Source organism: Pseudomonas sp. McL0111 (assembly GCF_052567255.1).
Map to the genome: position 1 here is coordinate 1,289,618 of NZ_CP199585.1, position 22,844 is coordinate 1,312,461.

At 60.0% G+C, this 22,844-nt stretch carries 21 protein-coding genes; 9 read left to right on the plus strand and 12 right to left on the minus strand.

Annotation, left to right across the window (positions count from 1 at the left end; all coding sequences use genetic code 11):
* Nucleotides 1-87 precede the first annotated feature (87 nt).
* On the plus strand, nucleotides 88-1,698 hold the full coding sequence (locus ACTWLJ_RS05860) for an alkaline phosphatase family protein (protein ID WP_445180191.1): 1,611 nt from the start codon (nucleotides 88-90) through the stop codon (nucleotides 1,696-1,698).
* A gap of 108 nt (nucleotides 1,699-1,806) precedes the next feature.
* Here ACTWLJ_RS05860 and ACTWLJ_RS05865 read toward each other — a convergent pair whose 3' ends face one another.
* On the minus strand, nucleotides 1,807-2,727 hold the full coding sequence (locus ACTWLJ_RS05865) for a TauD/TfdA dioxygenase family protein (protein WP_445180192.1): 921 nt from the start codon (nucleotides 2,725-2,727) through the stop codon (nucleotides 1,807-1,809).
* A 181-nt stretch (nucleotides 2,728-2,908) separates the two neighbouring features.
* On the opposite strand from ACTWLJ_RS05865, the gene ACTWLJ_RS05870 reads away from it, so the two are divergent.
* The gene (locus ACTWLJ_RS05870) at nucleotides 2,909-3,829 is read left to right on the plus strand and encodes a LysR family transcriptional regulator (RefSeq protein WP_445180193.1); all 921 of its coding nucleotides are present in this window, start codon (nucleotides 2,909-2,911) and stop codon (nucleotides 3,827-3,829) included.
* Nucleotides 3,830-3,952: 123 nt separating this feature from the next.
* Here ACTWLJ_RS05870 and ACTWLJ_RS05875 read toward each other — a convergent pair whose 3' ends face one another.
* The gene (locus tag ACTWLJ_RS05875; protein ID WP_445180194.1) at nucleotides 3,953-4,966 is read right to left on the minus strand and encodes an ABC transporter substrate-binding protein; all 1,014 of its coding nucleotides are present in this window, start codon (nucleotides 4,964-4,966) and stop codon (nucleotides 3,953-3,955) included.
* 288 nt (nucleotides 4,967-5,254) lie between these two features.
* Here ACTWLJ_RS05875 and ACTWLJ_RS05880 point away from each other — a divergent pair, with 288 nt between their 5' ends.
* From ACTWLJ_RS05880 to ACTWLJ_RS05890, 3 genes are read left to right on the plus strand one after another with little or no spacing between them, the layout of a single operon-like run.
* Nucleotides 5,255-6,853 carry an ABC transporter permease gene (locus ACTWLJ_RS05880; protein ID WP_445180195.1) on the plus strand — a complete coding sequence of 533 codons (1,599 nt, stop codon included), beginning with the start codon at nucleotides 5,255-5,257 and terminating at the stop codon, nucleotides 6,851-6,853.
* Nucleotides 6,850-7,665, plus strand: a complete 816-nt coding sequence (locus tag ACTWLJ_RS05885) for an ABC transporter ATP-binding protein (protein ID WP_401210910.1) — start codon at nucleotides 6,850-6,852, stop codon at nucleotides 7,663-7,665. Before ACTWLJ_RS05880 ends, ACTWLJ_RS05885 begins: the two co-directional genes overlap by 4 nt.
* Before the next feature lie 13 nt (nucleotides 7,666-7,678).
* Nucleotides 7,679-9,289, plus strand: coding sequence for an arylsulfatase (locus ACTWLJ_RS05890; protein ID WP_445180196.1), 1,611 nt, complete (start codon nucleotides 7,679-7,681; stop codon nucleotides 9,287-9,289).
* Between the two features lie 126 nt (nucleotides 9,290-9,415).
* Here ACTWLJ_RS05890 and ACTWLJ_RS05895 read toward each other — a convergent pair whose 3' ends face one another.
* Nucleotides 9,416-10,489, minus strand: a complete 1,074-nt coding sequence (locus ACTWLJ_RS05895; RefSeq protein ID WP_445180197.1) for a fatty acid desaturase — start codon at nucleotides 10,487-10,489, stop codon at nucleotides 9,416-9,418.
* 100 nt (nucleotides 10,490-10,589) lie between these two features.
* On the opposite strand from ACTWLJ_RS05895, the gene ACTWLJ_RS05900 reads away from it, so the two are divergent.
* Nucleotides 10,590-11,594 (plus strand): AraC family transcriptional regulator, encoded by a 1,005-nt coding sequence (locus ACTWLJ_RS05900; protein ID WP_445180198.1) that lies wholly within the window; start codon nucleotides 10,590-10,592, stop codon nucleotides 11,592-11,594.
* A 131-nt stretch (nucleotides 11,595-11,725) separates the two neighbouring features.
* Here the strand turns inward: ACTWLJ_RS05900 and ACTWLJ_RS05905 are convergent, their stop codons facing one another.
* Both ACTWLJ_RS05905 and ACTWLJ_RS05910 read right to left on the minus strand, forming a co-directional pair.
* Nucleotides 11,726-13,111 (minus strand): heavy metal sensor histidine kinase, encoded by a 1,386-nt coding sequence (locus ACTWLJ_RS05905; RefSeq protein ID WP_445180199.1) that lies wholly within the window; start codon nucleotides 13,109-13,111, stop codon nucleotides 11,726-11,728.
* Nucleotides 13,101-13,781 carry a heavy metal response regulator transcription factor gene (locus ACTWLJ_RS05910; protein WP_445180200.1) on the minus strand — a complete coding sequence of 227 codons (681 nt, stop codon included), beginning with the start codon at nucleotides 13,779-13,781 and terminating at the stop codon, nucleotides 13,101-13,103. Before ACTWLJ_RS05910 ends, ACTWLJ_RS05905 begins: the two co-directional genes overlap by 11 nt.
* 136 nt (nucleotides 13,782-13,917) lie before the next feature.
* Between ACTWLJ_RS05910 and ACTWLJ_RS05915 the strand changes: the two genes are divergently transcribed.
* On the plus strand, nucleotides 13,918-14,403 hold the full coding sequence (locus ACTWLJ_RS05915) for a GlcG/HbpS family heme-binding protein (RefSeq protein ID WP_445180201.1): 486 nt from the start codon (nucleotides 13,918-13,920) through the stop codon (nucleotides 14,401-14,403).
* Between the two features lie 11 nt (nucleotides 14,404-14,414).
* Nucleotides 14,415-14,825 (plus strand): hydroxyisourate hydrolase, encoded by a 411-nt coding sequence (uraH, locus tag ACTWLJ_RS05920; RefSeq protein WP_445180202.1) that lies wholly within the window; start codon nucleotides 14,415-14,417, stop codon nucleotides 14,823-14,825.
* A gap of 124 nt (nucleotides 14,826-14,949) precedes the next feature.
* Here the strand turns inward: uraH and ACTWLJ_RS05925 are convergent, their stop codons facing one another.
* Nucleotides 14,950-15,627 (minus strand): Crp/Fnr family transcriptional regulator, encoded by a 678-nt coding sequence (locus ACTWLJ_RS05925; RefSeq protein ID WP_445180203.1) that lies wholly within the window; start codon nucleotides 15,625-15,627, stop codon nucleotides 14,950-14,952.
* A gap of 83 nt (nucleotides 15,628-15,710) precedes the next feature.
* On the opposite strand from ACTWLJ_RS05925, the gene ACTWLJ_RS05930 reads away from it, so the two are divergent.
* Entirely contained in the window at nucleotides 15,711-16,235 is a 525-nt protein-coding gene (locus ACTWLJ_RS05930; RefSeq protein WP_445180204.1) for an Mpo1 family 2-hydroxy fatty acid dioxygenase, read from the plus strand.
* Between the two features lie 91 nt (nucleotides 16,236-16,326).
* Here ACTWLJ_RS05930 and ACTWLJ_RS05935 read toward each other — a convergent pair whose 3' ends face one another.
* The 6 genes from ACTWLJ_RS05935 to dibA form a co-directional block, all read right to left on the minus strand.
* Nucleotides 16,327-17,316 (minus strand): sulfate/molybdate ABC transporter ATP-binding protein, encoded by a 990-nt coding sequence (locus ACTWLJ_RS05935; protein WP_401210885.1) that lies wholly within the window; start codon nucleotides 17,314-17,316, stop codon nucleotides 16,327-16,329.
* A 3-nt stretch (nucleotides 17,317-17,319) separates the two neighbouring features.
* The gene (gene cysW, locus ACTWLJ_RS05940) at nucleotides 17,320-18,192 is read right to left on the minus strand and encodes a sulfate ABC transporter permease subunit CysW (RefSeq protein ID WP_445180205.1); all 873 of its coding nucleotides are present in this window, start codon (nucleotides 18,190-18,192) and stop codon (nucleotides 17,320-17,322) included.
* 12 nt (nucleotides 18,193-18,204) lie between these two features.
* Nucleotides 18,205-19,023 (minus strand): sulfate ABC transporter permease subunit CysT, encoded by an 819-nt coding sequence (cysT, locus tag ACTWLJ_RS05945; RefSeq protein ID WP_401210880.1) that lies wholly within the window; start codon nucleotides 19,021-19,023, stop codon nucleotides 18,205-18,207.
* Between the two features lie 175 nt (nucleotides 19,024-19,198).
* Complete coding sequence (locus tag ACTWLJ_RS05950) at nucleotides 19,199-20,212, minus strand: sulfate ABC transporter substrate-binding protein (RefSeq protein ID WP_445180206.1); 1,014 nt, start codon at nucleotides 20,210-20,212, stop codon at nucleotides 19,199-19,201.
* 139 nt (nucleotides 20,213-20,351) lie between these two features.
* Nucleotides 20,352-20,534: a sulfur starvation response protein OscA gene (gene oscA, locus ACTWLJ_RS05955; protein ID WP_003220508.1), complete on the minus strand. Its 183-nt coding sequence runs from the start codon at nucleotides 20,532-20,534 to the stop codon at nucleotides 20,352-20,354.
* Nucleotides 20,535-20,854: 320 nt separating this feature from the next.
* On the minus strand, nucleotides 20,855-22,774 hold the full coding sequence (gene dibA / locus ACTWLJ_RS05960; protein ID WP_445180207.1) for a phosphodiesterase DibA: 1,920 nt from the start codon (nucleotides 22,772-22,774) through the stop codon (nucleotides 20,855-20,857).
* Nucleotides 22,775-22,844 lie beyond the last annotated feature (70 nt).

The window sequence follows — 22,844 nt, forward strand, 5'->3', positions numbered from 1 at the left end:
TGCATAAGATCCATTCCCCAAATGCACTTGCCGAACACCCCCGCCCAAAGCGAAAAACCCCACCTGTCTTCCTGACCGGTGAACCCCATGTCCAACCCGCAAAACCCCGTGCGCAACGTGCTCTACATCATGTGCGATCAACTGCGCCGCGATTACCTGTCCTGCTACGGACACCCACACTTGCACACGCCAAACATCGATCGCCTGGCCGCTGCCGGCGTGCGCTTCAGCCGTGCCTACACCCAAGGCACCATTTGCGGCCCATCGCGAATGTCGGCCTACACCGGACGCTACGTCAGCAGCCACCAAGTGGCGTGGAACGCCGTGCCGTTGCCGCTGGAGGAATTGACCCTCGGCGATTACCTGCGACCGCACGGCATTCGTACTGCGCTGGTCGGCAAGACCCACGCCACGGCAAATGTCGACGCCTTGCAACGCTTGGCGATCAACCCCACGAGCGAGCAGGCCGAAGTGTTCAACGAGGTCGGCTTCGAGCCGTACTTTCGCCACGACGGAATCTTCCCCGATGACCCGTTGTTCGACGACAAACGCGAATCCGCGCCCTACACCCATTACCTGCGTGAACAGGGTTTCGACGGGCGAAACCCCTGGCACGACTGGGCGAACGCCGCTGAAGGCGAGAACGGCGAAATCCTCAGTGGCTGGAAAATGCGTCACGCACATTTGCCGGCGCGGATTCCCGAGCAACATTCAGAGACCGTCTACACTACAAATCGAGCCATCGACTTCATCAGTGAACAAGGTGATAAATCGTGGTGTTTGCACCTCTCGTACATCAAACCGCACTGGCCCTATATCGTACCGGCACCGTACCACGACTTGTACAGTACGAAATCGATTCTCCAACCGGTCCGTGCAGACGTTCCAAGCGACCATCCGGTCTATCAGGCCTTTCGCCAGCATGAAGAAAGCCTGAATTTCTCCCGCGATTCAGTACGAAACAACGTGATCCCGGCGTACATGGGCCTGATCAAACAGGTCGATGATCAGCTCGGGCGGCTGTTCGATTTTCTGCAAAGCAACGGGCGCTGGGATGACACGCTGATCGTGTTCACCAGCGATCACGGCGACTTTCTGGGTGACCATTGGCTAGGTGAGAAAGAGTTTTTGCTGGAGCAGTCGGTTGGCGTGCCGTTGATCGTGCGCGACCCGCGAGCAGCGGCGGATTCCACCCGGGGAACGGTGGATGATCGGCTGGCAGAAACCATCGATGCGCTGCCGACTTTTCTTCAGGCGCTCGGCCTTCCGGACGCGCAACATCGACTGGAAGGACGCTCGCTGATCCCACTGTTGCACGGTGAAAACCCGGACTGGCGCCGCTATGCGATCAGTGAGTACGACTACGCATTTCAGGCACCCGCACGCGAGCGTTTAGGCCAGCCCATCGACCGTTGCCGCATGACCATGGTGCGCAGCGAACGCTGGAAATACCTGGCGTACGATGGCTTCCGGCCGCAGCTGTTTGATCTGTTGAATGATCCGCAGGAATTGAACGATCTGGGTGCAGATCCGGACTATGCGGCAGTGCGCGAGGAGCATGCGGGGTATCTGTTTGAATGGGTACGCGGGTTGAAGCGGCGCACGACCATCAGTCATCAGGAGATTGAGTTGCGCGGGCAGCGGTTTCGTTATGGCGAGCCAGAGACCGAGAAGATGGTGCAGATTGGTGTTTGGTGATTAAAGGCTTCGCGAGCAAGCTCGCTCCCACAGGTCCTGTGTCGTTCACATCCGTTGTGTTCGACACAAATCCCCTGTGGGAGCGAGCTTGCTCGCGAAAGGGCCCGATCAGACGCCGACGATCTCTGCTCCTTTGATGGTCTGGCTACGCTGCCCGGAAGCCCCCACTGGCACCTCACCTTTCAACGTCACCCGACGCACCACCCGGTCCTGCGTGCCGTAGTCGTCAATCGCGTAATGCTGAGTCGAACGGTTATCCCAGATCGCCACATCACCGGCCTTCCAGCGCCAGCGCACCACGTTTTCCTGACGGATCACATGGCTCTGCAACAACCCGAACAAATGCGCCGAGTCAGCCTGCGAGTAACCCTTGATGCGTTTGACGAAATGCCCCAGCAGCAAGCTCTTCTCGCCGCTGATCGGGTGCACACGCACCACCGGATGTTCAGTCTCGTAAACGGTCGACGTGAAGATCTTGCGATAGCGCTCAAGCTTCTCCGCCGACACGTCCGGCTTCGTAGCTGCGTAGTCATATTCGTTGCTGTGCACGGCGACCAGTTTGTCCGCCAGCTCGCGCAGCTCGGTCGGCAGCTCGTTGTACGCGGTAGCGGTGTTGGCCCACAGGGTGTCGCCACCGAACGCAGGCGCTACCACCGAACGCAGGATCGAGGCTTTTGGGTAGGCATCGACGAAGGTCACGTCGGTGTGCCACGAGTTGGCGCGCTGGCCCTCGGCACCGTCCAGCTCCAGCAAGTACCGCGTGCCCTCGCGGGACGGCACGGTCGGGTGCGCCACCGGCTCACCGAGCAGATGAGCGAAGGCTTCCTGGCGTTGATCGTCGAGCTGAGTCTGCTCGCGGAAGAACACCACTTTGTATTGGATCAGCGCCTGCTGGATCGCTTCGACGGTGGCAGCGTCCAGCTCACCGGACAGGTGCACGCCACGAATCTCGGCGCCGATACGACCGGCCACCGGATGAATTTCCAGCGCGTGGACAGCGGGTTTTACAGCGAGTGCGGCATTGCTCATGGGTAGACCCTCATCGACTGCTTGCGGTAGGACGGCAGCGAAACATCGCTCTATCTATATTCCATTTACATCTAATAGATATTCACATGCTTCGTTGACGGAATAAGAGCTTGCATTTAAAACCTCTAGCAACCCTCGTCGCAAATGCCTTCGAGCTATTTTTAGGATGCCGGAAAAGCATATGGATCTTCGCCAGTTGCGTTACTTCATCGCCCTCAACGAACACCGCAGTTTTGTCCGTGCGGCAGACGCGATGGGCATCACTCAACCGGCGTTCAGCCGCAGCATTCAGGGGCTGGAGCAAGAGTTCGGCTGCGTGCTGGTGGATCGCGGCAACAAGGATTTGCGCCCCACCCCCGAAGGCCAGGTGGTACTGCAACATGCGCTGACGCTGGTGCAGGGCGCGGCATTGCTCAGCGCCGAAGTGACGCAGATGACCAAGCTCGATGCCGGTGAGCTGCACTTCGGCTGCGGCCCGGCGCCAGCGGTGAAACTGGTGCCTGATGCCGTCGCGCAATTCATCAATGCGCACCCGAAAGTGCGCACCTGCTTTCAGGTGGATAACTGGGAAAAGCTCAGCCGCGCTTTGAGCCGCGAGGAAATCGAATTCTTCATCGCCGACATCCGCCATTTCGAGGCAGATCCGAACTTCCAGACCCAGGCGCTGACGCCCAAGCGCGGGGTATTTTTCTGCCGTCCGGGGCATCCGCTGCTGGCCAAGGAAAGCCTGTCGACCAACGACATGTTCGACTATCCGTTGGCGACCACGCTGATCCCGCCAGGCATCCGTAAATTGCTGGCGAATCTCAGCGGACGGATCGATTTTTCGCCGACCATCGAGACCGAGCATTTTCCGGCGCTGGTGAAAGTGGTGTTGCAATCCAATGCGATTGGCGTGGGCACGGAAGAGGCGTTTGTCGAAGACATTGCGCAGGGTTCACTGGCGCTGCTGCACTGGCGCAATCTGCCGCAGAATCTGGAGAGCATGAATGCGCGCTGCGGGATTGTCAGTCGCACCGGGTTTCGTTTGTCACCGGCGGCGCGGGCGATGATCGATACGTTGGTGGCGGTGGATCGGCAGGAGGTCAGCGTCGCCGTTTAAGACCGCAATCGCCAGCAGGCTGGCTCCCACAGGGATCTTCGGTGAGCACGGATTCTGCATCCACTACCGATCCACTGTGGGAGCCAGCCTGCTGGCGATGAGTCCTGTCCAAGCGCTACAGATTCAGAGTTTTGCAGCGGCCAATTCAGGCGCCACCCAATCGCTCACCTTGAACGGCTTGCGAATCAGCTTCTGCTGCGCCGCCAGATCCACCGAGTCCTGCAATTTGCCGAGGAACACCGGGTCCAGCGTCGAAGGGAATACCTCGCTCAACTTCTGATCCTGCAAGTCCTGCGACAGAATCACTGGTGGATAACTCGCCAGCCCCGACACCAGTTGCACATAAGCGTCCTTGTTGCCGTCCTGAGTCAGCCATTCCACCGCTTGCTGCTGCGCCTTGAGCAGTTTCGCCACAACCTCCGGATGACCATCGACAAACTTGCCGGTGCCCACCAGCACCGACTGCACACTGCCGGCGCCACCGAGATCCTTGGTGTTCAACGGCAACTCGGCCAACCCTTTGGCTTGTAGCGCAGTCAGCCCGGAACTGCCCCATGATGCATCGATCTGTTTGGCCGCCAGTGCCGCGACCGCTGCGTTGAAATCGAGGTTGATGACTTTCAGATCCTTCTCGCTCAGGCCCTGACTGGCCAGCGCCGCATCGAAGGACAACTGCGTCGCGGTGCCACGGAAGATCGCCACGCGCTTGCCCTTCAAATCCTGCAGCGTTTTGATCCCCGAACCCGGCACCACGCCCAGGTACTGTTTGACCCCACGCGCACTGGCGCTGAGCAACCGCGTATCCAGGCCATTGGATTTGCCGATGATCGCCGCGAGGTCACCGAGATACGCCAGGTCCACCTGGCCATTGGCGAATGCTTCGTTGATTACCGGCCCAGCACCTTTGAAAAAGCTCCACTGAATCTTGATGCCCTGATCGGCGAAGGCTTTTTCGAAGATTTGCCGATCACGCAAAACGTCCACCACGCCACCGCCGCTGTGCTGGGTGCCAGCGCTCAGATCGGGAACGGCGATCCTGATTTCCTTAAGTTCATCGGCCTGCGCGGTAAACGCCAACAGACCCGCCAAAGCCGGGATGGCAAACAGATTGATGAGGCGTTTGAAAGGGATGTTCATGGGTGCGGCTCCTGATCACGACGGGCGTTGAGGAGCCGAAAGTAGGCATAAACACGACCAACACTTAAATACTATAAATTCACATTTTTATAGCTTTAAGGACTAAACAAGCTAGCACGGGGCTTGCGGAGCGGTATGCATTAACAGCATCGAAAATATTCTTCGAATGCATTGGATGCGCATGGGCTGGAAGCCTTAAATGGTCTTGCTTATCTCTTAATAGTATTAATTGATATTTTTATATAACCATTTAGAAAGTCCGATCCAACCCGACAACGGAGGTCACCCATGGCCCGCCAATCCCTGCTCAGCCTGCCGCTGGCCGCTCCGCCGCTGAAGAGTCGGCGTGTCTGGCCGAGACTGAGCCATCGTGTTTTGCCCTGGATACTGCCGCTCACCCTGTTCGCCTTGTGGTGGCTGGCCGCACGTAATCAGTGGATGAGCGAACAGATCCTGCCCGCGCCTTCACTGGTGTGGAGCAGTGCCGTCGAACTGTCCCACGGCGAGTTGTGGAGTCATTTGTGGATCAGCCTGCAACGGCTGTTCTGGGGATTGCTGGCCGGGGTTTCGGCCGGGGCGGTGCTCGGCGCGGCGCTGGGTTTCAGTCGCCGTCTCGAACGTTTGATCTTCCCGACCTTCGCCGGTCTGGCTCAAGTGCCGACACTGGCATGGATACCATTGTTCATGGTGTTTTTCGGCATCGGCGAAGTGCTGAAACTGGTGGTGCTGATCAAAGCCATCGTGGTCCCGGTGACTCTGCACACACTGGTTGGCGTGCGTGACGCGCAGCCAAAACTGCGCGAAGCCGCCGCCGTGCTGCGCCTGCCGCCGCACTTGCTGATCCGCCGGCTGGTGCTGCCTGCGGCGCTGCCGGCATTCATGGCTGGTGTGCGACTGGCGCTGGCCGCCGGCTGGACGTCGCTGCTGGCCGTGGAGCTGCTGGCCTCCAGCGAAGGCATCGGTTACCTGATGGTCTGGGCGCGGCAGTTGTTCATGCTCGATATCGTATTCGTGTGCATCGTGGTGATCGGCGTGATTGGCGTGGTGATGGATCGCGGCATCGGTTTGCTGGATAAAAAACTGGTGCATTGGCCGCATCCGGCCACCGCCGAAATTCGTCGCGGCCCGCGCTATGAAGGCTGGCAACGCCTGCAACCGTGGTTGCTGCCGCTGGGGCTGGTCGGGTTGTGGCAAGTGGCGAGCGATCAACAATGGATCGACGCCAACATTCTGGTCGGTCCGCTGGTGGTGCTTGGGGCGCTGCGCGATGGTCTGCTCGACGGCACATTGATCAGCGGCATGGCCCTGAGTCTCGGGCGGACTCTCGGCGGCCTGCTATTGGGCGGTGGTCTGGGGTTCGCACTCGGTTTGCTGCTGGGCCTGTCGCGTACCAGTGAACGGGCGCTCGGCCCGACTCTCGCCGCGATCCGTCAGATCGCAATCTTCGCCTGGGTACCGCTACTGACCGCGTGGTTCGGCCTGGGCGAATTGGCGAAGTGGGTGTTCGTCGCACTCGCCGCATTCTTTCCGCTGTTCATCGCCACCCAACGCAGCGTCGCCCACCTCTCGCCGCAACTCAACGAAGCCGCGCAAGTGCTGCGCCTGAGTCTCGGCCAACGCTTGCGCCGACTGGTGCTACCGGGCGCCGCGCCGGGCGTGTTCGCCGGCCTGAGATTGAGCCTTATCTACGCCTGGCTCGGCACCATCGGCGCCGAATATTTCATGCCGTCCAACGGCGGCATCGGCAGCCAGATGATCGGCGCCCAACAACTGCTGCGCATGGATCTGATCATGGCCGGCATGTTGCTGGTCGGCCTCACCGGCGCCCTCCTCAATCTGATTGGCCAACGCCTGGAAATTCGCGCGACCCGCTGGAGACACGCATGAACGCACCGATAGTCAGCTTCACCCACGTAGGCAAATCCTTCGACGTCGACGGTTTTCAACTGGAGGCGATACGCGAATTCAACCTCGACATCGCCGAGGGAGAGTTCGTCGCCATCGTCGGCTCCAGCGGCTGCGGCAAATCAACTCTGCTGCGATTGCTGGTCGGTCTCGACACTGAGTTTCGCGGGCAGATCAGCGTCGATGGCAAAGCCGTCAATGGCATCGGTGGCGAGCGCGGCATCGTCTTTCAGGAACACCGTTTGTTCCCGTGGCTGACAGTCGCCGACAACATCGGTCTGGGTCTGGTCAACGAACCTTTGAGCGCCGCTGAAAAACAGCAACGCATCAACAACTTCATCGACCTCGTCGGCCTGCGCGACTTCACCCGTGCCTATCCGCATCAGCTTTCCGGCGGCATGGCGCAGCGCGTGGCGATCGCCCGCGGACTGGTCGCCAGCCCACGAATTCTGTTGCTCGACGAGCCTTTTGGCGCCCTCGATGCACTGACCCGCCAGCAGATGCAGGACGAACTTCTGGCCATCCGCGAGCGAGCGAAGATCACCACGATTCTGGTCACCCATGATGTCGAGGAAGCGATCTTTCTCGCTGACCGCGTGGTGGTGATGGAGCCGCGTCCCGGGCGCATCAAGCAGGTGGTCGATATCGCCCTGCCCCATCCGCGCCAGCGCAGCAGTTTCGATTTCCATCAGTTGCGCGAAGAGCTGCTGCACGAACTGACCAGTGACGATCATTACCAACCCAGCGCAGCCGTGCAGATCCGCGATCTGCCGCTGTCGTTCATAGCCTGCTGAGAGGAGTTTTTCGATGTCGCAACGCCCCAACTTCCTGGTGATTCTGGCCGACGATCTCGGCTTCTCCGACATCGGCGCGTTTGGCGGGGAAATCTCCACGCCGAACCTCGACGCTTTGGCCACCAACGGCCTGCGCCTGACCGATTTCCACACCGCACCAACCTGCTCGCCGACCCGCTCGATGCTGCTGACCGGCACCGATCACCACATCGCCGGCATCGGCACCATGGCCGAGGCACTGACCCCGGAGCTGATCGGTAAACCGGGTTACGAGGGCTATCTCAACGACCGCGTCGTGGCGCTGCCCGAGCTGCTGCGTGAGGCCGGATATCAGACATTGATGAGCGGCAAATGGCATCTGGGCCTGACCGCCGAGCTGGCGCCGCAGGCTCGTGGTTTCGAGCGATCGTTCTCGCTGCTGCCGGGCGCGGCCAACCATTACGGTTTCGAGCCGACCTACGATGAACATACCCCCGGTTTGCTGAAATCGACCCCGGCGCTGTACATCGAGGACAAGACGTTTGTCGACGAATTACCCAAGGATTTCTATTCCTCGGATGCGTTCGGCGACAAGCTGTTGCAGTACCTCAAGGAGCGTGACCAGACCCGACCGTTCTTCGCCTACCTGCCATTCTCGGCGCCACACTGGCCGTTGCAGGCACCGGCAGACATCGTTGAGAAATATCGTGGCCGTTACGATGCCGGTCCTGAGGTTCTACGCCTCGAACGCCTGGAAAAACTCAAGTCACTGGGATTGATCGAACCAGACGTCGAGCCGCATCCGCTGATTCAACTGACGGCGCAATGGGATGCGCTGAGCGACGAGCAAAAACAGATTTCCGCGCGGGCGATGGAGGTCTACGCGGCGATGGTCGAGCGCATGGACTGGAACATCGGCCGGGTAGTCGATTACCTGCGCCAGCAAGGCCAACTCGACAATACTTTCATCCTGTTCATGTCCGACAACGGTGCCGAAGGCGCGCTGCTGGAAGCGTTCCCCAAGTTTGGCCCGGAGCTGCTGACTTACCTGAACCAGCATTACGACAACAGCCTGGACAATATTGGCCGCGCCAATTCCTACGTCTGGTACGGGCCGAACTGGGCGCAAGTGGCGACAGCGCCGTCGCGCCTGTTCAAGGCGTTCACCACCGAGGGCGGGATTCGTGTGCCGGCGTTGCTGCACTATCCGCAGCTGCCGCTCAAAGGGCAGATCAGCCACGGCTTCGGCACGGTGATGGACATCACGCCGACGATTCTCGACCTGGCTGGCGTGCGCCATCCCGGCAAGCAATGGCATGGCAAAGCGGTCGCTCCGCTGCGTGGCAAATCGTGGCTGGGTTTCCTCTCGGGCGAGACCGCGCAGGTGCATGACGAACACACGGTGACGGGTTGGGAATTGTTCGGGCGCCGGGCGATTCGGCAGGGCTCATGGAAAGCCGTGTACATCCCCGGGCCGGTGGGGCCGGCGACTTGGCAGCTTTATGATTTGGCCAGTGATCCGGGGGAGATTCATGATCTGGCGCTGAGTCAGCCGGAGAAGCTCAGCGAGTTGATCGGGCATTGGCAGCAGTATGTCGAGGAGACGGGGGTGATTCTGAGTGAGTCGCCATTCCAGCCGGATTGAGGTTGCCTGAAAAATCGCTATCGCTGGCAAGCCAGCTCCCACAAGGATGTGGTTCACAAAATCCATGAACCACACAAAAACCTGTGGGAGCTGGCTTGCCAGCGAAGAGGCCCTGGAACTCACCGATCAAGCCTGAGCTGTACGCACCTCTTCACTCACCACTTCATCCTTGCGAACAAACCGGTTCGCCCGCCCAAACGTGCCGAAATCATTAAACCGCACACCCATCTCGCGCATCACCTTGTGTGCCACCGGCACGGTCATCTGGCGAATATAAAACGGTTCCTTCACCACAAAATGGTGAATCCCGTGGCTGCTGCCGAAGTTGAAGCAAAACGCCTGCAACGGCCACAACCACACCGGGTTCAACACCTGGCATTGCTGGATCACATTGCCCGGTTCGATGTCGCCGTAGTAGTGCATGTTCGAACTGATGAAGTGCAGGCAAAAGGTCCGCAGCACGTTAGGGCCGATGATCACCACAGCGGCGATATCGATCACCTGCATCACCGACAGCGTGGTCGCCGACCATTCAATCGGCGTCCCCATCAAATAAGCGATGCCATTCGCCGCATGGAAGCCGAGAAACACGTACCACGCGCCCCAATGCACCAGCGCCAGTGGCGCGTAGACCCTCAGCGTGCGTTTGATGATGCTGAGTTTATGCGCCCAGGTTTTCGCCCGCAGCATGCGGATGAACGCCGACATCACGTTGTCGCCAACCATCAGCAAACGCGCAATCCCCCACGGCTCACCGTTGGTGATCGCCCGCTCTTCCATGTCGGTTTCGGTGCCGGACACCTTGTGGTGATTGAGGTGCAGATGACGACGAATCCACGGATTGATCGTGCTTGGCCGTGCCAGCCAGACCAGGCCCATCATCAGGTTGTGCGGGATGCGCTGCTTGCGGAAGTACATGCTGTGGATCAGGTCGTGTTCCAGCTCATGGGTCAGCGATGCGAAAAACGCATTGAGCAACAGGCAAACCCACCACACCATATGCCCGGTGATGTACAGCGCCGCAGAACCGATCATGCCGGCCAGGGCAAAGGCCAGAATCCCCGCACCGAGGGCGTCCTGATGCTTGAGAATCGGGTAGCGCTCACGCAATTCGACGCCTTTTGCCAGCACCACTTCGCGAATATGCGCTGATCGCTGGGCAGCATTGTGTCGCTGGGGACTTGCAGAAGTACGGTCCATGCTTCCATCCTCTGGGTATTGATGTTCGCATCCTGCCCTGCGCAGATGTCGAACACGCTAGCCGTGAACGCCAACCTGTTGACCGGAAGCGCCAATCCGCATGAAGGAACCGACCTCCCTCGCCAGCTGGACCCGTGCCCTGCGCAAGCAACTCGATGCGCTGGGGCTGGACAGCATCGCCCTGTGCCAACAGGCCGGCCTCGATCCGCAACTGATGGACGACCCCAACGCGCGTTATCCGTTGTCCGGCACTACGCGCCTGTGGGCAATCGCGGTGCAGGTCAGTGGCGACCCGGCCATTGGTCTGCGGGTGTCGCGGTTTGTCAGCCCGACCACGTTTCATGCGCTCGGTTATGCACTGGTGGCCAGTGGCAGCTTGCGTGAAGTGTTCGAACGCATCGTGCGTTATCACCCGGTGGTCAGCGATGCTCTGGAACTTGAGCTTAGCCGCAACGATGACCGCTACCTGTTTCGTCTGAAGGTTCCGACCGGCAATCCCGCGCCGGCCTTTGAAGCCATCGACGCCTTTGCCGCGATTTACGTGCGTACCTGCCGCAATCGTCTGGGCCGCGACTACGCGCCGCTGGCGGTCTACCTGCGCCGCCCGGAACCGACGGACGCGCATCAATGGCACAAAGTCTTCCGCGCGCCGGTGCATTTTTCCGCCGTTGAGGATCGTCTGGAGTTCGCCCTCGCCGACTTCGACAGCCACCTCGACGACGCCAACCCCGAGTTGGCCGAACACAACGAAGCCGTGCTCAAACGCACGATGGCGCAGCTCCAGCCGTTGACCTGGGAGCGCAAGGTTCGCGACGCCATCGAAGAACAATTGCCCGAAGGCGAGCCGAGTGCCGAACGCATTGCCCAGGCCTTGCACCTGAGCCTGCGCAGCCTGCAACGGCATCTGGCGGATGAGGGTTGTCGCTTCGATACGCTGCTCAACGAGAGCCGTGAGAATCTGGCGCTGCTGCATCTGCGTGATCCGCAATGTTCGCTGAGCGAGATCAGTTATCTGTTGGGGTTTGCCGACACCAGCAGTTTCAGCCGAGCGTTCAAGCGCTGGACCGGGCTGACGCCGGGGCAGTTTCGCGATGGGTTGCGCTGATTGATCCGGAATTTGTACTGAATCGACTGGCCTCTTCGCGGGCAAGCCCGCTCCCACAGTGATCGAGGTGTGGCACAGTTTTTTGTACACCCCAAACCCTGTGGTAGCGGGCTTGCCCGCGAAGGCGGCAGTCAGATCACCACAAAACCCAGCTCAAACACCGTGCCCGCCGCATCACTGCCCACCCGCACCCGCCCCCCATGCAATTGCATGATCGACTGCACAATCGCCAGCCCCAACCCACCGGAGTCTCCCGGTTCAGCGCGGGACGGGTCAGCGCGGTAGAACCGGTCGAACAGTTTGCCCAGATGCTCATCGCCAATGACTGGCCCGAAGTTGTGCACCTGCAACCAGCACACACCCTCGGCATCCCGTCGCCGCAAACTGATCACCGAACCGCTGTCGGCGTGCCGCACGGCGTTGGCCAACAAGTTGCCGAGCGCCCGTTGCAACAGTTGCCGGTCGGCGTGGAGTTCGCCATGCAGGCCATTTTCCAGACGAACGTCGCGGTCATCGGCCAGCGCTTCGAAGTAGTCGCACAACTCATCGCCGAGCGGTTGCAGATCGAGTGTCTGCAAGCTCAGCGCCCGCTCAGCCTGCTCGGCGCGGGCGAGGAACATCAGGTTTTCAGCCATGCGCTTGAGCCGTTCGAACTCTTCCATGTTCGAGGCCAGCACCTCCTGATACTCCGCCGTACTGCGCGGATAGTTCAACGCCTGACCGTTGCTGGCGAGCAGCGTGTGCAGCGGCGTACGTATCTCGTGAGCGAGGTCGGCGGAAAACTGTGACAGGCGCTGCACGCTGTCATCCAGACGGGCGAGCATGCCGTTGAGCGCTTGCACCGGCTCCAGCAGTTCGGTGGGCGCGTCGGATGTTGCCAGACGCTGATCGAGGCTGCGCAAGTCGATACCGCGCACCGCTTCGCTCAAGTGGCGCAGCGGTTGCAGCCCTTTGCGCAACAACAGCAATCCGAGGGCAAACGCCAACAGCGCGCCCAAGCCGATGGCCAGATACAGGCGCATCCGGTAACTGCCGAGCATCTGCTCACGCTCACTCAGTACCTTGCCGGCGATCACTGTCAGCAATTCGCCGTTCGGGCCTTGGGCTTCGCCTGACAACAAGGCCAGCTCGGCGCCGTCCGGGGCCGGCCAGGTCAACACGTCCTGGCGTTGCGGCGACTGATCGCGGGCGATGGCGTTCAGCGCCGGAAGTTCACGCTGGCGTGGATTGATCGCGATCACGCTCGATCCATCAGCGCGCCGCACAAGCAGCAGACTGTCGAGATTGCCGAGCATGTTCTGATAAAGCCTCGGCCGCGCCTGCAAGGCGTCGAGGCTGTCGCTGTCGGCGAGCAACGCGCGCACTTGCTCCAGCCGCCCGAGCAGCGCCATGTCATCGCGGTAGGCGAGTTCCGAAGCGAGCGAGCGGTAAAGGAATACGCCGATCAGGCTCAAGACCAACGCGCAAACCGCAGCAAACGCCAGAGCCAGGCGCCAGGCGATGGATCTAGAGCGCATCGTCCGGGGCTTCCAGTTGATAGCCGACACCGCGCACGGTGTGGATCAGTTTCGGCATGTAGGGATCATCGACTTTCGAACGCAGACGACGCACCGCCACTTCGACCATGTTGGTATCGCTGTCGAAATTCAGGTTCCACACCTGCGAAGCGATCAGCGTGCGCGACAGCACTTCGCCCTGACGGCTGGCGAGTAATTGCAGGAGGGCGAATTCCTTGTTGGTCAGGTTGATCCGCTGCCCGCCCCGGCTGACCCGACGGCGCAGCACGTCAATTTCCAGGTCGGCAATGCTGTACGACTCCGCCTCGCGCATCGGCCCGCGCCGCAACAATGTGCGCACCCGCGCCAGCAGTTCAGCGAACGCGAACGGTTTGAGCAGGTAATCATCAGCACCGAGTTCGAGGCCGCGCACGCGGTCTTCGATGGCATCGCGGGCGGTAAGGAACAGCACTGGTGTGGCGCCGCGCTGACGGATCAGTTGCAGCAATTGCCAGCCATTGAGGCCCGGCAGCATCACGTCGAGGATGATCAGGTCGTATTCCTGCTGCTCGATAAAATAACGCCCATCGAGGCCATTGAGCGCCACGTCCACGGCGAAACCCGACTCACCCAGGCCCTTGGCGAGGAAGTTCGCGGTTTTGGCTTCATCTTCTACGACCAGCAAACGCATGGCACACCTCGATTGTTCAGGTGCACAGGCTAGGCGCCTTCGGCGGTATTGCCCATTACAAACTTGTAATCAGACTGACGAGCTTCTGACGAAGACGGGCGATTAAGGTGGCGACCTTCGTTTCTGGAGCCTGCCCATGACCGTCAAATACCTTGTTGCCAGCCTGGCCATCGGCCTCAGCGCCAGCGTTTACGCTGGCGCCGAACTGCAGCGCCATGCCGACCTCGACTTGAAAACCGCACGCCAACTGGCCGACGCGGCGCTGAGCAATTGCAGCGGCACGGTGTCGGTGCTCGACCGTGGCGGCAATCTGTTGGTGACCCTGCGCGGCGATGGCATCGGCCCGCACAACACCGCCGCCAGCCAGCGTAAAGCCTACACCGCACTCTCGACGAAAACCCCGACGCGACTGTTTGCCGAACGTGCCCGCAGCAATCCCGAAGCAGCCAACCTCAACACCCTCGATGAACTGTTGTTGCTCGGCGGTGGTGTGCCGCTGTTCAGCGGCGCGGAACTGGTCGGCGCCTTGGGCGTGGCCGGCTCCGGCGGCGGCGAGCAAGACGAAAACTGCGCGATCAAGGCAGCCAACGCTGTCGATCTGTCCATCACCGCTTCCCGATAAGGAGATTCACCATGACTCACTTGCGCATGACCTTCGCCGCGCTCGGCCTGAGCGCTTTCTCAAGTCTGGCCCTTGCCGCCGGCAATCCGTTGAGCGTGCACGTGCTCAACCTGGAAAACGGCCTGCCGTCACCGGGCATCAATGTGACTCTGGAAAAACACGTCGGCCAGAACTGGCAGCCGCTGGCAGAGGGAACGACCAATGAACAAGGGCGAATTGCCGAACTGTTCCCGGCCAAACAACCTTTCGAAGCCGGGCAATATCGGGTGGTGTTCAAGACCGGCGAGTACTTCGAGAAGGCCAAACGCGAGACGTTTTTCCCGGAAATCCCGGTGATCTTCGAAGTGAAGCAGACCGATCAGCACTACCACATTCCACTGCTGCTCAGCCCGTACGGTTTCTCGACCTATCGCGGCTCCTGAGCATCACACAAAACAACTGTAGGAGTGAGCCTGCTCGCGATAGCGGTCGTTCATCCATAATTGATGGCGGCTGACACGGCCTCATCGCGAGCAGGCTCACTCCTACAGGGGGGGATGGTGATCTTCAGATTGTGGCCAGTGCTCGCAATCGCACGGCGTCGAGGATTTCGATTTCGCCGTAGCCGAGTCCGATAATCCCCTGTGCCTGCAAGTCCTTGAGGATCTGGTTAGTCGTCTGCCGCGACAGCGACAGCATCGACGCCAACTGCTCCTGCGGCAATTGCAGAACCCGGCGAGGCGGGTCGAGTTCGCCGTAGCCTTCCGCGATCATCAGCAATCGATGCGCCAGGCGCGCCGGGGCCGGAAGCAGGCTCAGCTGTTCGAGGTTGATGAAGGTAAGGCGCAGTTTGTGGCTCATCAGTAACGCCAGATGTCGCCAGTACACCGGCTGTTCATCGAGCAATTTCAGCAGCGTGTTCTGCGGGATATTCAGCAGCGTGCACGGCCCTACCGCGTAGGCGTCATGGGTGCGTGGCTGGCCGTCGAACAGGCAGATTTCACCGAACCAGTGCGGCGCCTCAACAAGACTCAACAGCGCCTCCTTGCCCTGCTCGCTGACCGCGCCGATGCGCACGGCACCGTCGAGTACCGCGTACAAACCACACGGCGGATCACCGCGCTGGAACAAGCGCTGCCCCGCCGTCAGCCGTCGCTCCCGGGCCGCCGCCAGCAGGCTATCCTGAAAGGATGCAGGCAGATGACTGAACCATTGCCCGCTCAACAACCGTGAACGAATTTCCATGAACACTCCTGGATTGTCGCCTGCCTGACAGAGCGATCCGTGAACCTGGGGCATGATCCGATCACCCTACAGGAGGAACAACAATGAAAAGCCTCGTCGACCATCTCAGTCAATACGCCGCCTACCACCGCGATCCGCGCAACATCGTCAGCCACTTTATCGGTATTCCACTGATTGTGGTGGCGGTGGCGGTATTGCTGTCGCGTCCGGAATGGTCGCTTGGCGGTTTGTGGATTTCGCCGGCGGTGATCCTTGGGCTCGCCTCGGCATGGTTTTACCTGCGCCTGGAATTGAAACTCGGTGTGCTGATGACGGTACTGATGGGTTTGTCTGTATGGGCAGGCCATGCCCTGGCGCAGCAAAGCACCATGGTCTGGCTGAGCAGCGGCCTGGCGATGTTTGTGATTGGCTGGGTGATCCAGTTTGTCGGGCACCACTACGAGGGGCGCAAACCGGCGTTCGTCGATGACTTGAGCGGGCTGATTGTCGGGCCGTTGTTTGTGGTGGCCGAGCTGGCGTTTATGCTTGGAATGCGGCATGAATTGAAAGAGCAGATCGAGGCGCGCGCCGGCACGGTACGGGTCAATCCGAATCGTGCGGCTGTATAGGCCGCTATCGCTAGCAGGCTAGCTCCTACAGGAGATTTGTGTTGAACACAGATCCACTGTGGGAGCCAGCCTGCTGGCGAATCTTCTGATCTTAGAGGCTGGCGACTTTCTGCCAGACCTTCGGCTTGAAAAACAGCGTCTCGCCACGGGCCAGACCGATCAGGCTGTCGTGATCTTTCACCACTTCTGCCTCGATCAAATCCGTCTGCCCTTCGACTTTCAGTGTCACCCGCGTGGTCGCACCCAGCGGCCGGATATCGCGCACTTCAGCCGCATGGTGATCTTCCAGCTCATGCCGCGACAGCGACACTTCGTGCGGGCGGAACAGCACATGGTTGTCGTCACTGAGCAGCAAGCGGTTCGAATCACCGAGGAAGTGATAAACGAAATCGCTGGCCGGGTTTTCGTAGACGTCACCCGGTGAACCAATCTGCTCGATCACCCCCTTGTTCATCACCACGATGCGGTCGGCAACTTCCATCGCCTCTTCCTGGTCGTGGGTCACGAATACCGAGGTCAGGTTGATGTCTTCGTGCAGACGGGCGAGCCAGCGACGCAGTTCCTTACGCACCTTGGCGTCGAGGGCGCCGAACGGTTCGTCGAGCAGCAGCACTTTCGGCTCAACGGCCAAGGCGCGGGCCAAAGCGATACGCTGACGCTGACCACCGGAAAGTTGTTCCGGGTAGCGATCCGACAGCCAATCCAGTTGCACCATGTTCAGCAGTTCATGAACCTTGACCGCGATCTGACTTTCGCTCGGGCGCTGGTTTTTCGGTTTCATGCGCAGGCCGAATGCGACGTTGTCGAACACCGTCATGTGGCGGAACAAGGCGTAATGCTGGAACACAAAACCGACGTTGCGATCACGCACATCGTGGCCGGAAACGTCTTCACCGTGAAACACGATGTTGCCCTGATCCGGGGTTTCCAGACCGGCAATGATCCGCAGCAGCGTGGTCTTGCCGCAACCGGACGGGCCGAGCAGCGCCACCAGTTCTCCGCTGTGGATGTCCAGGCTGATGTTGTCCAGCGCCTTGAACGCATTGAAATTCTTGCTGACGTTACGCACTTCGATCGACATGAATTATTCCTCCGCGGCGCTGGCGCGCAGGCGGTTGATACGGTTTTCGCTCCACTGCTTGAGCAGCAGGATGAAGAGCGCCATGATCAGCAACAGGCTCGCAACGGCGAACGCGGCTACGTGGTTGTATTCGTTGTAGAGGATCTCGACGTGCAGCGGCAAGGTGTTGGTCACCCCGCGAATGTGCCCGGAAACCACCGACACCGCACCGAACTCACCCATCGCCCGCGCGGTACACAACACCACGCCATAAATCAGGCCCCACTTGATATTCGGCACGGTGACATGCCAGAACATCTGCCAGCCATTGGCACCGAGCAGGCGGGCGGCTTCCTCTTCCTGCGTGCCTTGTTCCTGCATCAGCGGGATCAGTTCACGGGCCACGAACGGCACGGTGACGAAGATCGTCGCCAGCACGATGCCCGGCAAGGCGAACACGATCTGGATGTCATGATCCTGCAGCCAAGGCCCGAAGAAGCCCTGCGCGCCGAACATCAGCACGTAGACCAGACCGGCGATGACCGGCGATACCGAAAACGGCAAGTCGATCAGCGTTACCAGCATGCTCTTGCCGCGGAACGAATACTTGCTCACGCACCATGCTGCACTGACGCCGAACACCACGTTCAGCGGCACCGAAATCAGCACGGCGATCAGCGTCAGTTTCAGCGCCGACAGTGCGTCCGGTTCGAAGATCGCAGTGAAGAATGCGCCGAAGCCGTTCTTCAAGCCTTGCGATACCACGATGAACAGCGGCAGTACCAGAAACAGGAAAAACACCAGCCAGCCGAGGCCGATCAATACGCGTCGTGAATTCGCACTGCCACGGCGGGCGGCGTTGGCCGAAGAGGCGGCCGCAATAGACGATTGGGACATGTTCGCGCCTCCTTATGGGGTTTCGATGCGCCGCTGCAACAAGTTGATCAGCAGCAACAGGACGAAGGAAACCACCAGCATCAGCACGCCGATGGAAGTAGCGCCGGTGTAATCGTACTGGTCGAGTTTGACCATGATCAGCAGCGGCAGGATCTCGGTTTTCATCGGCATGTTGCCGGCGATGAAAATCACCGAGCCGTACTCGCCGACACCACGGGCAAACGCCAGGGCAAAACCGGTCAACCAGGCTGGCAGCAGTGCCGGCAGTAGAATGTGGCGGAACACCTGCAACGGTTTCGCGCCGAGGCACGCGGCCGCTTCTTCGACTTCACGCGGTATATCGGCCAACACCGGTTGCACCGTACGCACGACAAACGGCAGGGTGACAAAGGTCAGCGCCAGAGTGATCCCGAGTGGCGAATAGGCGATTTTGAAACCGAGGTCGGCGGCAAATTGGCCGACCAGACCGTTAGGGGCGTACAACGCGGTCAAGGCGATACCGGCTACAGCGGTCGGCAACGCAAACGGCAGATCGATCATCGCGTCGATGATCTTGCGTCCCGGGAAGGTGTAGCGCACCAGCACCCAGGCGAGCAGCGTGCCGATAATGCCGTTGATGATCGCTGCACACAGCGCGGTGCCGAAGCTCAGCTTCAACGCCGCCAGCACGCGGGGCGCCGAAATGATCGTCCAGAACTGATCCCAGGTGAGTTGGGCGGCATGGACGAACATCGCCGCCAGCGGGATCAGCACAATCAGGCTGAGGTACACCAAGGTGTAGCCCAGCGTCAGCCCGAAGCCGGGTATGACGGGGGAGATACGACGCGACATAAAAGTCCCTGGTTAAAAAAGCATTCCGCTAAACGCACTAATGTGGGAGCGAGCTTGCTCGCGAAGAGGGAGCATCAGTCAACTTTACGTCCTCTGACACACCGCTTTCGCGAGCAGGCTCGCTCCCACATTTTCCGCGCCTGAGCATCAGGCTCGTGGTGTGGTTGAAATCAGATTACTGCGCCTGATAGATCTGGTCGAACACGCCACCGTCGTTGAAGAATTTCGGCTGAGCGGTTTTCCAGCCGCCGAAGTCCTTGTCGATGGTTACCAGTTCCAGTTTCGGGAACTGCTGGGCGTATTTGGCGGCGACGTCTTTATCCCGTGGACGGTAGAAGTTTTTCGCCGCGATTTCCTGACCGGCCGGGCTGTACAGGTGCTTGAGGTACGCTTCGGCGATCTGCTCGTTGCCCTTCTTCTCGGCGTTCTTGTCGACCACAGCCACCGGAGGTTCGGCAAGGATCGACAGCGAAGGTACAACGATGTCGAATTTGTCGGCGCCGCCGTCTTCTTTCAGCGCGAGGAACGCTTCGTTTTCCCAGGCCAGCAACACGTCACCCTGACCGTTGTTGACGAAGGTGATGGTCGAGCCGCGAGCGCCGGTATCCAGAACTGGCACGTGCTTGAACAGGGTCTGTACGTATTCCTTGGCCTTGGCTTCGCTACCGCCGTTGGCTTTCAGGCCATAGGCCCAGGCCGCGAGGAAGTTCCAGCGTGCACCGCCGGAGGTTTTCGGATTCGGGGTAATTACCGAGACGTCGTTCTTGACCAGATCGCCCCAGTCCTTGATGCCTTTCGGGTTGCCTTTGCGCACCAGGAACACGATGGTCGAGGTATATGGAGTGCTGGCGTCCGGCAGACGCTTCTGCCAGTCGGCGGGCAGGGTCTTGCCGAGTTTGGCGATTTCGTCGATGTCGCCGGCCAGTGCCAAGGTCACCACGTCGGCACGCAGACCGTCGATCACCGCACGGCCCTGTTTGCCCGAACCACCATGAGACTGCTGGATTTTCACCTTGTCGCCAGCGTGTTCCTGCTGCCAGAACTTGATGAATTCAGCGTTGTAGTCCTGATACAGCTCACGCGTCGGGTCATACGACACGTTGAGCAGTTCGTAATCCTTGGCAACCGCGGAACCGGCAAACACAGCGCTGGCCAGAGCGGCCAAAGCGTAACGGCGAATCGACGACATGGTGAAAGCTCCTGGAATTCTATTGGCTTTTTCTTATGTATTGCTGAATCGGGTGCCGGTTAAAGATCGCCGCCTCCGACAACTCCTGTGCAGATCCCCTGTAGGAGCTGCCGCAGGCTGCGATCTTTTGCTTTGCGGATCAGCTCGGTTTGTTGCCCGGCTGCTGCAAGCGGAATTTCTCTTTACGTTCGATCTGGACGACTTGAGCGTTGTGCACAGTGATCTCCACCGCGCCGAAACGCAGATCGCGCAGGGCGCTCTGGATTTCACGCAAAATGGTGGTTTCGTCCTGACCGTCAACGCTACGCAGGGATGCGCTCATGGTGCTGCTCCTTTGTATGGGATTTGCCTGGCAGTGGTCGGCACTGCGTTCGGCGTGGGAGCAATATAAGAGAGGCGCGGATATTCTTAAAAAGACTATTTAAGAATGTTTATATAACTGAAAAACATTATGTGGCGGGGCAAGGGTTTGCGCGGTGTTCACGTCCCCGTGGAGTAGCGAAAACCTCGTGGTGAGGGGATTTATCCCCGTTGGACTGCGCAGCAGTCCCCTGCTACCAGGATAAAGAACGGGGCCGCTCCGCGACCCAGCGGGGATAAATCCCCTCGCCACAAGATCAGCGCTCAGCTTCAACAGACTTGTCAGCCAATGACTGGCGCCTTCGTCCAATCAATATCCTGCGCCGGCATCGGCCGTCCGAACCAGTAACCCTGCCCCAGATCGCATTCCTGCCCCAACAGAAACGCCGCCTGCTCAGCCTGTTCGATCCCCTCGGCATGCACCTGCATGCCCATGCTGCGGGCCAGGGCGATGATCACCCGGACAATCGCCGCATCATCCTCATCCCACGGCAGGCCGGCGACGAAACCCTGATCGATCTTGAGCTTCTGCACCGGCAGGCGCTTGAGCCGCAGCAGCGACGAATAGCCAGTGCCGAAATCGTCGATGGCCAGCCGAATCCCCAGTTCACGCAGGTGATGCATCTGCTCCAGCGCCACTTCCGGATCTTCCATCACCGCGCTTTCAGTCACTTCCAGTTCCAGATACGCCGGGTCCAGTCCGGTGTCATGCAGCACCTGCGCTACCTGCTGATATAGCTCACGACGGGCGAACAACCGTGACGAGACATTCACCGCGATAAACGACAGCACCACGCCGTCCTCCTGCCATTGGCACATTTGCCGGCAGGCCTGCTGCATTACCCAGGCGTCGATTTCGGCGATCAGTCCGGTGCGCTCGGCAATCGGGATGAACTCCGCTGGCGACACCAGACCACGCTGCGGATGCTGCCAGCGCACCAAGGCCTCGACGCCAATCAGCCGGCCGCTTTTCAGGTCATGCACCGGTTGGTAATAGACGCGTAACTCCTGCTGCTCCAGCGCTCGGCGCAGTTCGAAAGCGATCTCGACCCGCCGCTGCGCATGTGCAGTGAGTTCTTCGGTGTACAGCGCGTAGCCGTTGCGTCCGTTGCTCTTGGCCTTGAACAGCGCCGCATCGGCATTGCGCAGCAGTTGTTCGGCACTCAAGGCATCGCTGGGGAACAGGCTGATGCCGATGCTGGCGTTGATAAACAGTTCATGACCGTTGATGCAGAACCGCTCCTTGAGGGCATCGAGAATGCGCTGCGCCAGCGCTGCCGCCTGCACCAGTTGCGGGCAACTTTCGGCCAGCACCGCGAACTCATCGCCGCCGAGCCGCGCCAGAGTGATGCCCGGCCCGAACAACTCTTGTAACCGCACTGCCACCGCTTTGAGCAAGCTGTCACCGACGTTGTGCCCGAGGCTGTCGTTGATCATCTTGAAGTAATCAAGGTCGAGCATCAGCAAGGCGCAGCCGCGTTTGTGGATCTGCGCCGAAGCCAGCGCCTGTTCGGCACGGTCACTGAACAGCAGACGGTTGGGCAGATCGGTCAGCGGATCGTGATGCGCGAGGTGCTTGAGTTCGTGCTCGGAATCCTTGATCGCACTGATGTCGGAGAACACCGCGACGTAATGACTGAGCCGGCCCTGATCGTCGTGAATGACACGGATGGTCTGCCATTGCGGGTAGATTTCCCCACTTTTGCGGCGGTTCCAGATCTCCCCGCTCCACTCACCCTGACTCTGTAGCGTGGCGAACATCGCCTGATAGAAACCCGGTGGATGATGGCCGGACTTGAACAGGCTCGGTTGATGGCCGAGGACCTCTTCACGTTGATAGCCGGTGATCTCGATGAACGCACGATTGACGTGCACGATCAGGCCCTGGCGGTCGGTGACCAGCACGCCTTCACGGGTGCAATCGAACACCGCCGCCGCCTGGCGCAGGCGTTCGCGATCTGCCTGACGCTCGCGCAAACGCGCGCCGATTCCCAAAACCTCACACAACTTGGCCCGAGCCAGAAAGATCAACCCGGCGCTGATCGCCGCCCAGACGTAACCGTTGATCAGTTGCCAACGCTCCAGGTCGACAGACTCATCAAAGAAACTGTTCAATAAGTAACCAGTGCCGCGCAGCCAGACTATGGCAAACACCAGGTAAAGCAGCGCTGCACGCATGGCATCGCGATAAATGGCAGGCATTCGGCTGTCCATGTCCTTACAAAAAGGTTGGAATTATAGGTCAAGAAACATCCAGCGACTCTTATCTGAA